This is a genomic window from Corallococcus macrosporus DSM 14697 (assembly GCF_002305895.1).
GTDB lineage: Bacteria > Myxococcota > Myxococcia > Myxococcales > Myxococcaceae > Myxococcus > Myxococcus macrosporus.
Genome location: NZ_CP022203.1, coordinates 7,104,506 through 7,118,191 on the forward strand (window position 1 = coordinate 7,104,506; position 13,686 = coordinate 7,118,191).

A 13,686-nucleotide genomic window follows, 5' to 3' on the forward strand; every position below is an offset into this window, starting at 1 on the left:
GGGCCGTGAGGACACAGTCCCGGCGACTTTCCAGCGGCACAGGGACGCCGGCTCAGGCGCTCTGACGGAGCGCCCCGGCCCGGCGCTGGAGCGCGCCCCGCAGGGAGCTGGTCAGCGCCAGCAGGCTGGAGGCCCGCGCGTCGGTGAAGGCCGCCTCCGCCGCCTCCAGCGCCACCACCGCCGCCTCGGAGTCCCGTGCGCGCTCCGCGAGCGACAGGCGCACCAGCCCCACCTGGAGCACGTTGCCCGTCAGCTCCGCCAGCGTGAGCGCGCGGCGCAGGTGCTGCACGCCCTCCTCGCCCGGCATCAGCGCGGCCAGCGCGCGGCGGGCGAGGATTTCGTCCCACGGGTTGGCCAGCACCGGGTCCACCGCCCGCGCCAGCGCCGCCTCCGCCGCGTCCTGCGCCGCGACCAGGTTGCCCTGCTCCCGCTCGAAGCGGGACTGGTAGACGCGCAGCAGCGTCTCCATGCGGATGCCGTCCTCCCGCGCCGCCGCCAGGGCCGCCGGCAGGGACTCGCGCGCCGCCGCCGCGTCCTCGAAGAGCACGTCGCGGCAGGCCTGGTACACCCGCAGGTGACACTGGAGCCACCGGTCCTCCGGCAGCACCCGCGCCAGCGCCTCGGCGCGGGCCACCACCGCGGCCACGTGCTCGTGCTCGCCGCGCTCCAGGTAGTACGGCGGCGTGAAGAGGGCCAGGTTGCGCTCCATCAGCCGGGGGTTGCCCAGCCGCCGCACCAGCTCCGTCTTCTCCGTGAAGGCCGGGACGAAGGACGCGCCATCCCCGGTGAAGGCGGCGCGCGTCACCACGGCGCACAGGTGGAAGCCGCGCACGTCCGTGAGCCCGTGGGCCTCCGCCACGGCGTACCCGTCGCGCAGGGCCTGCGCGTCCAGCGGCTCGCCGCGCAGCGCCAGGTTCATGTTCATCGTGTAGCCGCCCATGCCCAGCGCCCACGCCAGGCGCTTGGGCAGCCGGCCCGTCACCTTGCACAGCCCGCGCAGCCGCTCCAGCTGCTCGAACTGCGCCTCCAGCACGCCCGCGAAGCGGCCCGTGTAGGCGCACAGCTGCGCCGGCGCCAGCAGCGTGGCGGCGCGGTAGGGGGACACCTCCGGCTGCTCGGCCCGGACGCGCGCCAGCAGCGCCTCCAGCTCCTCCGTGCGGCCCATGCTGGCCAGCGCCATGGCCTGGAGGATGCGCAGCTCGGCCTGCTTCCAGAAGATGTCCGCTGCGGAGGAGAACGCGTCCGCCTCACGCTCGCGGAACAGCGCCTTCAAGCGCGCGGGGCGCTCCGGCTCCGGCGCGGCGCACGCGGCCTCCAGCGCGGCCAGCGCCTGCGCCCGCCCCGCCTCCAGGTCCACCGTGGCGGCCCAGTGCTCGCCCAGCTTGCGCGCGAAGACGAGCGAGGTGGGCGGGTCGCTCGCGGAGCCCAGCTCCACCATCGTCACCCAGATGCGCAGCAGCAGCCGGTCCCGCCCCGGGAAGTCCGGCGCGGCCTGGAGCAGCGTCGCCGCTTCCTTCAGCAGCAGCGTCGCCTCCAGCAGCGCCTGCGCTTCAATGGCGGCCCGGCCCGCGTCCAGCAGCGGGCCAATGGCCAGCTCCGGCTCCGACGAGCGCAGGTAGTGCCACCCCACCGTGCGCGACAGCTCCGACCGCGCCGAGTGCAGCGTCTGGAGCGCCAGCGCCACGCGGCCGTGCGCCACGCGCCGCTCCTCCTCCGGCGTGCTGTCGTAGATGGCCTGGTGCACGGTGTCGTGCGTGAAGACGTAGCGGCCCTCCACCTCCTGGAGGAACTGCCGCTCCACGATGCCGTCCAGCACCGCGAACAGCTCGGACTCGGGCAGCTCCGCCAGCGCGCGGAGCATGGGCAATTCCAGGCTGCGGCCCGCGGGCGCCAGCCGGCGCAGCAGCGACACCTGCTCGGCGGGGGCGCTGCCCAGGCGGGCAATCACCGCGTCGTGGATGCTGGCCGGCAGGGGCCGCGTGTCCAGGCCCGCGTCGGCGGTCCACCGGCCGCCCACCCGCGTCAGCGCGCCCTCCTCCACCAGCGCGCGCAGGCACTCGGTGGCGAAGAAGGCGTTGCCGCCCGTCGTCTCATGCAGCCGCGTGACGAAGGCCTCGGGCACGCTCAGCCCCGGCAGCGCCAGCTCCACCAGCGTGCGCACGTGCTCGGCCGCCAGCGGCTCCAGGTCCATGCGGGTGGTGATTTTCTCGTCCACCGTCTGGAAGGCCAGGCTCAGGCGGCTCAGCTCGCCGTTGCGGAACGTGCCCACCACCATGCCGCGCGTGCCGTACAGCGCGCGGATGAGGACGTTGAGCACCTCCAGCGTGGCGCTGTCCGCCCACTGCAGGTCCTCGAAGCACAGCACCAGCGTCATCCGCCGGCCCAGCGCCTGCACCCACTCCGCCAGCGCGCCGAAGAAGGCCAGCTTCTCCTCGCCCACCACGGGGTGCACCTCCCCCGCGTCCGGCGTCAGCCCCGGCAAGAGCTGCCGCAGCTTCGGCGCCAGGCGGTCCATCATCTCCCCGGGCGTCAGCGGCACCAGGCAGCGCACCGCCTGGACGATGGGCGTCAGCGGCGCCTGCCCTTCCGCGCGGCACTGGCCCCGGCCGAAGGGCAGCTCCGCCAGCTTCGCCTGCAGCTCGAACTCCTGGAGCAGCCGCGTCTTGCCCACGCCCGCGGGCGCGCCGATGAGCACCGCCTTGGACTGGCCCCAGTCCGCCTCCGCCAGGCCGTTCATCAGCGCTTCCAGCTCCGCGGCGCGGCCCACCACCTCCGGCACGTGCAGGTAGCTGGCGCGCGCCGACAGCGGCTCCTCCGGCATCGGCTCGCCGCTGGCGTGGCAGAGCGCCTCCATCAGCTCGCTGGCGTCCTGGAAGCGCTCGCGCGGGTCCTTCGCCAGCAGCAGCAGGATGATCTCCTCCAACTGCGGGTCCACCGGGCAGATGGTGGACGGCCTGGGCGGCGGCCGCGTCAGGTGGTCCGCCAGCAGCGCGGCCGGGGTGTTGCGCTTGAAGGGCAGCCGGCGCGTGGCCAGGTAGTAGGCCATCACGCCCAGCGAATAGAGGTCCGCGCGCCCGTCGATGCTCGCGCCGCGCTGCCACTCCGGCGCCAGGTACTCCAGCGTGCCCTTGAGCCGGCCGGGGCTGGGTGTGCCCAACTGGTGCATCACCCCGAAGTCCATCAGCTTCACCGCGCCGGCGCTGGTGATGCGGATGTTGCTGGCCTTGATGTCGCAGTGCACGTACAGCCGCGAGTGCAGGAACGCCAGGACCTGGGACATCTGGATGAGCACCCGGTACAGCGTGCGCGTGTCCAGCGGCGACTCACGCCCCAGCGAGCTCAGGTCCTGCCCGTCCACCACCTCCATGGTGATGAAGCGGTTGCCGGCCTCCGTCATGCCCCAGTCGAAGACCTTGAGCGTGCCGGGGTGCTGGAGCTTCTTCATGGCGAAGAACTCGTGCCGGAACATCAGCACCAGCTCCTCCGTCTTGCCCGCCGTCAGGCCCGCGGGCACCTGCATCTCCTTGAGCGCCACCCGGCGGTGCTCGTGCAGGTCCGTGGCGAGCCAGATGCGGCCCATGCCACCCTCGCCCAGCAGCCCCTCCACCCGGTAGCGCCCCGTCACCACCATGCCCACGGCCAACGAGCGGCGCTCCCCGGCGCGCGCTCCCGGCAGGGTGATGGGCGTGCGGATGCGGTCCCCCCACGAACTTGGAGGACGGCTGCGCTCGTCCAGGACGGCTGTCTTCTCCTCGTCGCTCACGAAGTGGAACCGGCGCGGTCAGCGAAATGCAGAAGTTAATGGGATATCACGTTTCCTCGCGGCAGGCACACATCATCGGTGCCATGCCGACGTTGAGTGGAGCACCGCGCGAAAGGCCCTGGCGGGCAAGGACCTGACGACACGGGGCCCGTCCGGACGGCCGCCCCGCGGCCCTGCGCCGATGGCCCGAAAGCGTGGGTGCACATCCTCCCCTGGAAGAGACGCCGCCCCGGAGGGCGGGCCACGGGGGCGACGGATGAGGCACATGGGGTGGAGGACGTGGCTGGGTGCTGGACTGGGCGCGGCGCTGCTGACGGCCTGCCAGACGGAGGAGGAATCACCGCCGGACCTGGACGACGTGGCGGCGGCGACGGTGACGCTGGAGCCGGGCCACTGCGCGGGCGTGGTGGTGGAAGACGGCCGGCACGCCCTCACCGCGGCGCACTGCCTGCGGACGGAGGACCGCCGGGTGCACCTGTCCTTCCTCGACGGGCGCCGGCTGGGCGCCAGCGCCGTGCATGTGGACCGGGGCCGGGACGTGGCCATCCTCCGCCTGGACGCGCCAGCGTCGGTGCGCCCGCTGGAGGTCGCCCAGGCGCTGCCCACGCCCGGAGCGCCGCTGGTGTTCGCGGGCCGCAATGACCGTCCCGGCGAGCCCCAGGAGGCCCTGCTGGAGCGGCTGGGCCCCTGCCCCTCCCTGCCGGAGGTGCCGGCCGCGCTCTTCACCACCATCCGAGGCAAGCCGGGAGACTCTGGCGCGCCGCTGGTGGATGCCCGGATGCGGGTGGTGGGGCTGGTCCACGGCGGCGCGGCCTGCCGCATCGCCGCGCCCACGGCGGGGCTCGGGGAGGTGGTGGCGCGGCTCTCCCGGGGCGGGCCGGCCCTGGCGCGCAAGGCGCCTCCCCTCCGCCGCCAGGCCGCCCTCCCTTCAGCGGGCCCTGGCGCCATTGCCTCCGGGCGCCTCCGCTCCGAAGTTGAGGCGGACGGGGCAACCTCACGCCCTCCCGACCCACGGAGACGGCACCATGGCCGGCAAGAAGGACAAGGGCCCACAGGACGCGCGGCCCAGGGACATTGGCGATGACCAGCAGGCGGGCTTCCACGCGGGGGAGGACTTCCAGCCGCGCAACCGCGGGCAGGTGGCGGACGCCCAGGACCGCGGCGCGGCGGACATCGCACGGCACCTGGCACGCGAGCGTGGAGACGCGCCCCCCCATGCCGACACACCGTGGGAGGCCCGCGTGGAGCGCGGCGAGGAGTGGACGTCCCAGGACGTACCGGAGCGGGAGGCGCGCGGCGACGAGGAGCCCGACTCCGCCGTCTCGCGTCAGGGCCTCGTGAGCCCCCCACCCGAGGAGTAGGCCCCGCGCCCCGCGTCCCACGAAACCCAGGGGTGCTGGCCACCCCCTCTTGCCCCGGCTGGCGCGTGGGGTGATGCTGAGGCATTAGCCGGGGGAGCGCGTGTGAACCGGGCACCGCCGGGCGGCTGCCTCCCTGAGAGTCGGGGTGTCGTGAAGCCGAAGGTCCTCATCGTCGAGAACTCATGGACGATGCGGGAGACGCTCCGTCTCCTGCTCTCCGGCGAGTTTGACTGCACCACGGCGGCCGACGGCGAGTCGGGGCTCCAGCAGGCCCTGGCGCACCCGCCCGACGTGCTCATCTCCGACGTGAACATGGACGGGATGGACGGCTACGCGCTGTGTGGCCGCTTCCGTTCCGAGCCCACGCTCAAGCACATCCCCGTCATCTTCGTCAGCGGCTACGCGCCTCGCACGGAGGGGCCCGCGGACCAGCCCGTCCCGGACGCGTACCTCGTCAAGCCGGTGAAGCCGCCGGTGCTCATCGCCCAGCTTCACGCGCTGCTGCGTCGCACGGAGGCCGTCACCCCGGCCACGCCCACCGTCCAGCCCGCCTGGAAGAGCTGAGACGGCGCGGCGCGCCCCGACTGAGAGGACGGGCGCCGGCCGCGCTGGACCGCGGGAGGGCCACGGGTCCCCCGGACGTTGCCACCCTGAACGGGTGACACGCGGGGTGCTCCGGTGACGATTCGATGCAAGCGGGCGTACGAAGCGGCGAGCCGCGCGGATGGGCGGCGCTTCCTGGTGGACCGGCTGTGGCCGCGAGGCGTGCGGAAGACAGAGCTCCCCATCGAAGCCTGGCTGAAGGACGCCGCGCCGAGCCCCGAGCTGCGGAAGTGGTTTCAACACGACCCCGCCCGCTGGCCCGAGTTCCGCCGCCGGTACGCCGCCGAGCTCGCGGCGAACCCCGCCGTGTGGCAGCCCCTGCTCGAAGCCGCGCGCCAGGGCACGGTGACGCTCGTCTACAGCGCCCATGACCCCGAGCACAACAACGCGGCGGCCCTGCGACAGTTCCTCGAGGAGGCGACGGCCAGCGCCGCCCCGGCGAAGCCGCCATGCGCCTCGCGGCGCGGCCGGGCCCGCTCGGCGCGGCACCGCTGACGTGCCGCGCCTCCCGCCACCGCGGCTCAGCTCCCCCGGTACGTGGAGTAGCCGAAGGGGCTCAGCAGCAGCGGGACGTGGTAGTGCTCGTCCGGCGCGGTGAGCTCGAACACCACCGTCACCGACGGGTAGAAGCCGCGGACGCCGAGCGCCCGGAAGTACGCCCCGGTGTCGAAGGCCATCCGGTAGATGCCCGGCTCCACGCGCGAGCCCTGGGGCAGGAAGTCGCGCACGCGGCCGTCGTCGTTGGTGACGCCGCGAGCCAGCGCCTTCCATTCGCCCGAGGCCTCCTGCAGCTCCAGGGTGATGGGGACACCGGAGGCCGGACGGCCCCGGTGCGTGTCGAGGACATGGGTGGACAGGGTGCTCATGACGCCAGCAGCTTCTCCAGTCGGATGCGGGTGATTTTCGCCTGCTCGCCGGCGGCGATGCGCAGCTCCTCGTCCGGCGCGTTGTCCAGCCGCTCGCGCAGCAGCGCCAGCATCTCCGCCGCGCTCTTGCCCGTGGCGCACACCAGGAAGATGAAGCCGAAGCGCTGCTCGTAGGCGGCGTTGCCCTCCGCCAGGCCTTGCAACACCGCCTCGTCCGCGCCCTGCACCCCGCCCTGCTCCTGCGAGGACCACGTCGCGGTGGACGCGAACTTCGCGCGCAGCTGCGCCACGTCACCGATGCGCGGGTGGTGCGTCATGGCCTCGCGCCAGTCGTCCGGCCCCGTCTGCTTCCAGAGCCACGCCGACTCGGCGAAGAGGTGCTCCGCGTCGCGGAAGGGCCGCGCGCGCACCATGCCGTCCGCCCAGCGGGACGCGCCGCAGCAGCGCATCAGCTCCGCGCGCGCCTCCGACGGCAACAGGGCGTTGAGTCGTGTCAGTCCGCCGCTCATGCCGGCTTCCCGTGGACCCGCAGCCGGCTCACGCCGCCGTCCGGGTAGATTTTCAGGCGCACGTGGGTGAAGGGCCCCTTCGCCGCCAGCTCGGACTCGTAATGGTGACGGTGGTGCGCCTGGAGCTTCGTGCGCGGCAACAGCTCCGTCCACGCGATGTCATGCGCGTTGGCGAAGTCCACCACGGGCTCGCGCAGGTAGCAGCCTTCGATGGAGCAGGTGTCCGGGTAGTTGCCCTTGAAGAAGGCCGTGTCCACCTCCACGCGCTGCACGGTGCCGGGGACGGCGAGCTTCACCACAATCCAGTCGAAGCCGGGCAGCACGCGCTTGCGCCGCGTCTCCCAGCCCTCGCCCATGTTGGCGGCGCGCCCCGGGAGGATGAGGTTGTCCTTGGGGCCGAAGAAGGAGTCGTTGCACGCCACCACCGTGCCGCCGTTCTCCGCCGCCGCCAGGTCCACCGTGCCGTCGGCGCGGGACAGCCGCTCGAGGTCCGGCCGCACCTCGCCGTGCACGCGGAAGCGGGCCACGCCGCCGTCCGGGAAGATGTTGAGGCGCAGGTGCGTCCAGCGCTTGTCGCTGACGATGGGGAACAGGTTGCGCGTGCCGCCCTGCAGCTTGAGCTGCGGGAGGATGGGCGTCCACGTCGCGGCGGCCAGGGCCTCGGGCGTGGGCGAGCCCTCCACCTCCAGCGCGTCCACCGAGGCGTACTCCGGGAAGTTGCCAAGGAAGTGGTTGGTGTCGATGTCCACGCCGCGCACCACGCCCGGCAGGCCGAGCTTGAGGATGCACCAGTCGTGGCCCGGCACGCGCTTGCGGCGCGACTCCCAGCCGTCCATCCACTTGCCGTTCTCCGTGAACTTGCCGGGGATGAAGACGCCCCGGCCCGGCTTCAGCAGGTTCTCCTTCCCCGCGAAGAACTCATCGCTGGCCAGCAGCGCCTGTCCGCCCACGTTCTCCGCGGCCAGGTCGATGAGCTCGGTGAAGGCAATCCGCAGCTTTCCCTCGTCGGGTGCGTGCATGGTGTCTTGTCTCCCAGGTGCTTCAAGCAGCGGCGCGCGCGCCCACGGGGCGGCGCACCCATTGTCCCACCGGGCGCGGCAGCGGCTGGCCGCGCTCGAAAACCTTCGTCCCCCGCAGGAACGTCATCTCCACCACGCCCGTCAACGTCCGGCCCGCGTAGGGCGTTATCGGATGACGGTGTAGCAGGCGCTGGGGCTCCACGGTGAACGAAGCGTCCGGGTCGAACACCACCAGGTCCGCGTCCGCGCCGGGCGCCAGCGTCCCCTTCACGCCCGCAAGGCCCACCAGCCGCGCCGGGGCTTCGCACATCCAGCGCACCAGCGACTCCAGCCCCAGCCCGCGCCGCCTCGCCTCCGTCCACACCGCCGGCAGGCTGAGCTGCAACGACGCGATGCCGCCCCACGCCGCGCCGAAGTCGCCGCGCTCCAGGTGCTTCAGCGCGGGCGTGCACGGCGAGTGGTCCGACACCACCAGCTCGATGTCCCCGCGCGCCAGCCCCGTCCACAGCCGCTCGCGGTTCTCCGCCTCGCGGATGGGCGGCGCGCACTTGAAGTGGGTGGCCCCGTCCTCAATCTCCTCCGCCGTGAAGCTCAGGTAGTGCGGGCACGTCTCCACCGACACGTCCAGGCCCTCGCGCCGGGCCTCGCGCAGCACGGGCAGCGCCTCCGCGGAGGACAGGTGGACGATGTGCACGCGGCAGCGGTGCGCGCGCGCCAGCGCCACCATCATCCGGATGGCGTCGTTCTCCCAGCGCTTCGGGCGGGACGCCAGGTAGCCGCGGTACGTGCGCGCGTCTCCGCCGGGCGACAGGCCCTCCACCGGGGACTCCAGCTCCGCGTGGACGATGAGCGGGATGCCCCGGCGCGCGAGGATGGGCATGGCCACGTCGAGCACCTCGCGCGTCGCGTGGGGGAACTCGTCCACGCCGGAGGGGCACAGGAAGCACTTGAAGCCGGCGATGCCCGCGTCGATGAGCGCCTCCAGCTCCCCCGCGTTGCCCGGGATGACGCCGCCCCAGAAGGCGTGGTCCACGTGACAGCGGGCGCGGGCCGCGTCGGCCTTCAGGTGGAGCGCCTCCAGCGTGGTGGTGGGCGGCAGCGAGTTGAGCGGCATGTCCACCACCGTGGTGATGCCGCCGGCCGCCGCCGCGCGCGTGGCCGTCTCGAAGCCCTCCCACTCCGTGCGGCCGGGCTCGTTGATGTGCGCGTGGCTGTCCACCACGCCGGGCATCACCACCTTGTCACCCACGTCCAGCACCGGCAGCCCGGAGGGAAGCTCCGCGTGGGACACCAGCGCGGCGACCTTGCCCTCGCGCACCACGACCGCCGCCTCGCGCACGCCTTCGCCCGTGACCACGCGTCGGGCGCGCACCACGAACTGCTCTCCACTCATGGCTCGAATTCCTTCTCGTCGTAACCCGCCAGGGACTCGAAGAACGCGTCCCGGTCATCCAGATAGAGCTGCCGCGTCACTCCGGACACGAGCCGGGGCAGGCCGTACTTCATGCCGGAGATGCTCGCGCCCCCGAAGCCCAGCGACAGCAGGCAGCCGAAGGTGAAGTTGAAGATGCCCTGGAGCCAGGGCGCCTGCCCCGGGTGCTTCTCCTGCAGCTCGAAGTGCGCGCCCAGGTACGGGTGGCGCCGCAGGTCCGCGTGCGACTGGCCCTCGGGCGGCGTGTACCGGTCCTTCCACAGCGCGATGTCCCCGTGGAGGCCCGCCAGCTCCGGGCGCAGCGACAGGTCCGTCACCGTGCCGCTGCCGATGATGAGCTTGTCGAACAGGAATCGCCCATGGGGCGTGGTGACGCGCGCCTGGCCGTCCACCTCCTCCGCGCCGAGCCAGGGGCTGCCGCCGTGCAGGTGGAACTGGGGGAAGGCCCGCGCCCGGGCGAAGGTGTCCGACGGCGGGAGCTGCCCCATCTCGAGGATGCGGTGGATGAAGCGCCAGCGGTCCGCGTCCGGCAGGTCCGCGTGGTGCTTGAGGAAGCCCACGAACTCCGCCCAGCGGTAGGGGTTCACGTTGGGCAGCGTCTTGCGGCGGTAGAAGAGGTGCACCTCGGCCGCGCCGTGCTCCAGCGCCACGGAGGCGTTGTCGAACGCGGAGGCCCCCGCGCCGAGCACGCCCACGCGCTTGCCGCGCAGCGCCTCGAAGTCGATGGCGTCGCGCGTGTGGGCGTACAGCTCGCGCCGCAGGCCGGCCACCACGGACGGCACCTCCCAGCGCCCCGAGCCGTCAATGCCCGTGGCCAGCACCACCTTGCGCGCGTGGACCACGTCCGTGGCGCCGCCGCGCGTGCCCGTGAGCGGGATGGTGAAGCAGTCGTCCTCCGCGCTCCAGGCGATGGCCCCCGCGCGCGCGCCGCAGCGCACGGGGATTTCGAGCGTGCGGCGGTACCAGTCGAGGTAGTCCGCCCACAGCTCCTTGGGGATGCGGACCACCGCCTCCCACGAGCCTTCACCGTGCCGCGCCTCGTACCAGGTCTGGAAGCAGAGGTTGGGCAGGTTGTGGTCCGGGCCCGTCAGGTGCTTGGGCGTCCGCAGCGTGTGCATGCGGGCGAAGGTCTTCCACGGCCCGGCGAGCCCCTGCTCGCAGTCATCCACCACGAGCAGGTTCGTGACGCGCTCCCGCATCAGCCCGAAAGCGGCGGTGAGCCCGCTCTGCCCACCGCCGATGATGAGCACGTCCAGGACGGCCTGGCCGTCCCGCGTGCGGCGCGGCAACACCCAGGGTCTGCGCGGATACTCCAGTTGCTCCAGGTCCTTGCGGATTCGAGCTTCCAGCGCGTTGAGAGCAGGGGCGGAGGGCGGCTCGGCGGGGCTCGAGGGGACGCGCATGCGCCCATCGTACTCGCGCACCGCGTCAGGGGGCCAACGTCGCCCCGGAAGGAAGGGGAATTGTCAAAAACCCCAAGGGTTCACTGGGGGTTACGTCACCTTCCATGCTTCCCCCACGGGGCTGCTTGGCTATGCTGCGCGCCCTTCGTTTCCGCCCGAGGTGAATCCGCGTGATCAACGCCCATACCCGCGTCCCGCCGCCGAAGAACGAGCCCGTCCTCTCCTATGCGCCCGGCACCGCCGAGCGCCGTGAGGTGCAGGCCGCGCTGAAGCGCATGTCCGGCGAGCAGCTCGACATCCCCGTCATCATCGGCGGCAAGCACATCCGCACCGGCAAGACGGACACGGTGCGCATGCCGCACAACCACCAGCACGTGCTGGCCACGCTGCACGAGGCGGACGCCAGCCACGCGGAGCAGGCCATCCAGGCCGCGCTGGCCGTCAAGGACGAGTGGGCGCGCATGCCCTTCCAGTCGCGCGCCGCCATCTTCCTGCGCGCCGCGGAGCTGCTGGCCTCGCGCTACCGCCCCATCCTCAACGCCGCCACCATGCTGGGGCAGGGCAAGACGGTCCACCAGGCGGAGATTGACGCCGCGTGCGAGGCCATCGACTTCATCCGCTTCAACGTCCACTTCGCCGAGCAGATCCTCGGCTGGCAGCCGGAGGCCGCGCACCAGACGTGGAACATGACGGACTACCGCCCGCTGGACGGCTTCGTCTTCGCGGTGGCGCCGTTCAACTTCACGGCCATTGCCCTCAACCTGGCCACCGCGCCGGCCATCATGGGCAACGTGGTGCTCTTCAAGCCGTCCTCCACCGCGGCCCTGAGCGCCTGGTACATCATGGAGCTGCTGCGCGAGGCGGGCCTGCCCGACGGCGTCATCAACATGCTCCCGGGTGACGGCCCCACGGTGGGCAACCCGGTGCTGGCCAGCCCCCACCTGGGCGGCATCCACTTCACCGGCTCCACGCCGACCTTCAACGCCATGTGGCGCACGGTGGGGGAGAACATCTCCCGCTACAAGCAGTACCCCCGCATCGTCGGCGAGACGGGCGGCAAGGACTTCATCGTCGCCCACCCGTCCGCGGCGGACGACCTGGAGGCGCTCGCGGTGGCCATCGTCCGCGGCGGCTTCGAGTACCAGGGCCAGAAGTGCTCCGCGGCCAGCCGCGTCTTCATCCCTGAGTCCCTGTGGCCCAAGCTGAAGCCGCGCGTCCAGGCGCTCATCAGCGAGATTCGCATGGGCGACGTGTCCGACTTCCGCAACTTCATGGGCGCCGTCATCGACGAGAAGTCCTTCAAGAAGGTCTCCTCGTACATCGACCTGGCCAAGAGCGACAGCGGCGCCAGCATCGTGGCCGGCGGCGAGGTGGACCGGAAGCAGGGCTGGTTCGTGAAGCCCACGCTGGTGCAGCTCGACAGCCCCACGCACCGCATCCTCCGCGAGGAGATCTTCGCGCCGCTGGTGGGCCTCAACGTCTACCCGGATGCGAAGTACGAGGAGACGCTGCGCGAGGTCGACCAGGCCGCCGCCTACGCCCTCACCGGCGCGGTGTTCGCGCGCGACCGGAAGGCCATCGACACTGCGCTGCGCGAGCTGCGTCACGCGGCGGGCAACTTCTACATCAACGACAAGCCCACTGGCGCCGTCGTGGGCCAGCAGCCCTTCGGTGGTGGCCGCGCGTCCGGCACCAACGACAAGGCCGGCTCGGCGCTCAACCTGGTGCGCTGGACGAGCCCCCGCACCATCAAGGAGACCTTCGTCCCGCCCGTGAAGGTGCCCTACCCCTTCATGGACAGCGACCCGAACGAAGGCGCCATCTGAGCTGAGGCACGCATGAACGGCCCGTCCCCCGGCATCGCAGGCCTGGACACGTACGCGCTGGTGGACGGCGGGTGCCGCGTGGAGGTCATCCCTTCACGCGGGGCCATCGTCACCCGGATGTGCGTGGACGGTGACGAGCTGCTGTACCTCGACGAGGCCACGGTCGCGGACCCGGCGAAGAACGTGCGCGGGGGCATCCCCGTGCTGTTTCCCATCGCCGGGCCGCTGCCGGGGGACACCTACTCCGTGGGCGGGCAGGCGTACTCGCTGCCGCAGCACGGCTTCGCGCGGAAGCTGCCGTGGACGGTGCGGCAATCGGACGCGTCACGGCTGGTGGTGGCGCTGTCCTCCAGCGAGGAGACGCTGCGCCACTTCCCGTGGCGGTTCCATGTGACGTTGACGTTCTCGCTGACCGGCGGGCGGCTGACGCTCGACTCCGAGGTGGAGAACCAGGACACGCGGCCCATGCCGCTGCACCTGGGCTTCCACCCGTACTTCCGCGTGCCGGACGCGGCGAAGGCGCAGGCCCGCGTGGACACGGACGCCACGCGCGCGTGGGACAACTGGCGCGGCCAGGACGTGGCCTTCACCGGGTTGACGCTCACCGAGGAGGAAGTGGACCTCCACTTGAAGGACCACTCCAAGCCGGGCACCACGTTGGAGCGGGGCCCCGGGCTCAAGCCCATCCGGCTGTCATGGAGCCCGGAGTACCGCGTGCTCGTCGTGTGGACGCTGCTCGGGAAGGACTTCGTCTGCGTGGAGCCGTGGACCGCCGCCAAGGGCGCGCTGGCCACCGGCGAAGGGCTGCCGCAGGTGCAGCCTGGAGCGCGGATGTCGCTTCGCTTCGACATCCAGGGCTGAGCCGCAGGGCCAGCCCCCTCCCGGGGCGACTCCCGGAGCTCGC

At 72.4% G+C, this 13,686-nt stretch carries 12 protein-coding genes; 6 read left to right on the top strand and 6 right to left on the bottom strand.

Annotated features, from left to right (window positions below):
- Window positions 1-52 precede the first annotated feature (52 nt).
- The gene (locus tag MYMAC_RS28545) at window positions 53-3,637 is read right to left on the bottom strand and encodes a protein kinase domain-containing protein (protein ID WP_095961722.1); all 3,585 of its coding nucleotides are present in this window, start codon (window positions 3,635-3,637) and stop codon (window positions 53-55) included.
- 391 nt (window positions 3,638-4,028) lie between these two features.
- Here MYMAC_RS28545 and MYMAC_RS28550 point away from each other — a divergent pair, with 391 nt between their 5' ends.
- The 4 genes from MYMAC_RS28550 (at window position 4,029) to MYMAC_RS28560 (ending at window position 6,222) form a co-directional block, all read left to right on the top strand.
- On the top strand, window positions 4,029-4,847 hold the full coding sequence (locus MYMAC_RS28550) for a S1 family peptidase (RefSeq protein WP_204816992.1): 819 nt from the start codon (window positions 4,029-4,031) through the stop codon (window positions 4,845-4,847).
- Complete coding sequence (locus tag MYMAC_RS37295) at window positions 4,789-5,124, top strand: hypothetical protein (RefSeq protein ID WP_170114784.1); 336 nt, start codon at window positions 4,789-4,791, stop codon at window positions 5,122-5,124. The genes MYMAC_RS28550 and MYMAC_RS37295 overlap by 59 nt, the downstream gene beginning before the upstream one ends.
- A gap of 150 nt (window positions 5,125-5,274) precedes the next feature.
- Window positions 5,275-5,688 (top strand): response regulator transcription factor, encoded by a 414-nt coding sequence (locus MYMAC_RS28555; RefSeq protein ID WP_013938420.1) that lies wholly within the window; start codon window positions 5,275-5,277, stop codon window positions 5,686-5,688.
- A gap of 114 nt (window positions 5,689-5,802) precedes the next feature.
- Window positions 5,803-6,222 carry a DUF488 domain-containing protein gene (locus MYMAC_RS28560; RefSeq protein WP_095960365.1) on the top strand — a complete coding sequence of 140 codons (420 nt, stop codon included), beginning with the start codon at window positions 5,803-5,805 and terminating at the stop codon, window positions 6,220-6,222.
- 26 nt (window positions 6,223-6,248) lie between these two features.
- Here the strand turns inward: MYMAC_RS28560 and uraH are convergent, their stop codons facing one another.
- Genes uraH through MYMAC_RS28585 form a run of 5 tightly spaced genes read right to left on the bottom strand, consistent with a single transcriptional unit; the run spans window position 6,249 to window position 10,956 of the window.
- Window positions 6,249-6,593, bottom strand: a complete 345-nt coding sequence (gene uraH / locus MYMAC_RS28565) for a hydroxyisourate hydrolase (RefSeq protein WP_013938418.1) — start codon at window positions 6,591-6,593, stop codon at window positions 6,249-6,251.
- The gene (gene uraD, locus MYMAC_RS28570) at window positions 6,590-7,102 is read right to left on the bottom strand and encodes a 2-oxo-4-hydroxy-4-carboxy-5-ureidoimidazoline decarboxylase (RefSeq protein ID WP_013938417.1); all 513 of its coding nucleotides are present in this window, start codon (window positions 7,100-7,102) and stop codon (window positions 6,590-6,592) included. Before uraD ends, uraH begins: the two co-directional genes overlap by 4 nt.
- Window positions 7,099-8,121 carry an allantoicase gene (gene alc, locus MYMAC_RS28575; RefSeq protein ID WP_095960366.1) on the bottom strand — a complete coding sequence of 341 codons (1,023 nt, stop codon included), beginning with the start codon at window positions 8,119-8,121 and terminating at the stop codon, window positions 7,099-7,101. The genes uraD and alc overlap by 4 nt, the downstream gene beginning before the upstream one ends.
- A gap of 22 nt (window positions 8,122-8,143) precedes the next feature.
- Window positions 8,144-9,514 carry an allantoinase AllB gene (allB, locus tag MYMAC_RS28580; protein ID WP_095960367.1) on the bottom strand — a complete coding sequence of 457 codons (1,371 nt, stop codon included), beginning with the start codon at window positions 9,512-9,514 and terminating at the stop codon, window positions 8,144-8,146.
- A complete protein-coding gene (locus MYMAC_RS28585) occupies window positions 9,511-10,956 on the bottom strand; it encodes an FAD/NAD(P)-binding protein (protein WP_095960368.1) in 1,446 nt (481 codons plus the stop codon). The genes allB and MYMAC_RS28585 overlap by 4 nt, the downstream gene beginning before the upstream one ends.
- A gap of 170 nt (window positions 10,957-11,126) precedes the next feature.
- Here MYMAC_RS28585 and pruA point away from each other — a divergent pair, with 170 nt between their 5' ends.
- Both pruA and MYMAC_RS28595 read left to right on the top strand, forming a co-directional pair.
- The gene (gene pruA, locus MYMAC_RS28590) at window positions 11,127-12,782 is read left to right on the top strand and encodes an L-glutamate gamma-semialdehyde dehydrogenase (RefSeq protein ID WP_013938413.1); all 1,656 of its coding nucleotides are present in this window, start codon (window positions 11,127-11,129) and stop codon (window positions 12,780-12,782) included.
- Window positions 12,783-12,794: 12 nt separating this feature from the next.
- Window positions 12,795-13,643, top strand: a complete 849-nt coding sequence (locus MYMAC_RS28595) for an aldose epimerase family protein (protein WP_095960369.1) — start codon at window positions 12,795-12,797, stop codon at window positions 13,641-13,643.
- The last annotated feature ends 43 nt before the right edge of the window (window positions 13,644-13,686 follow it).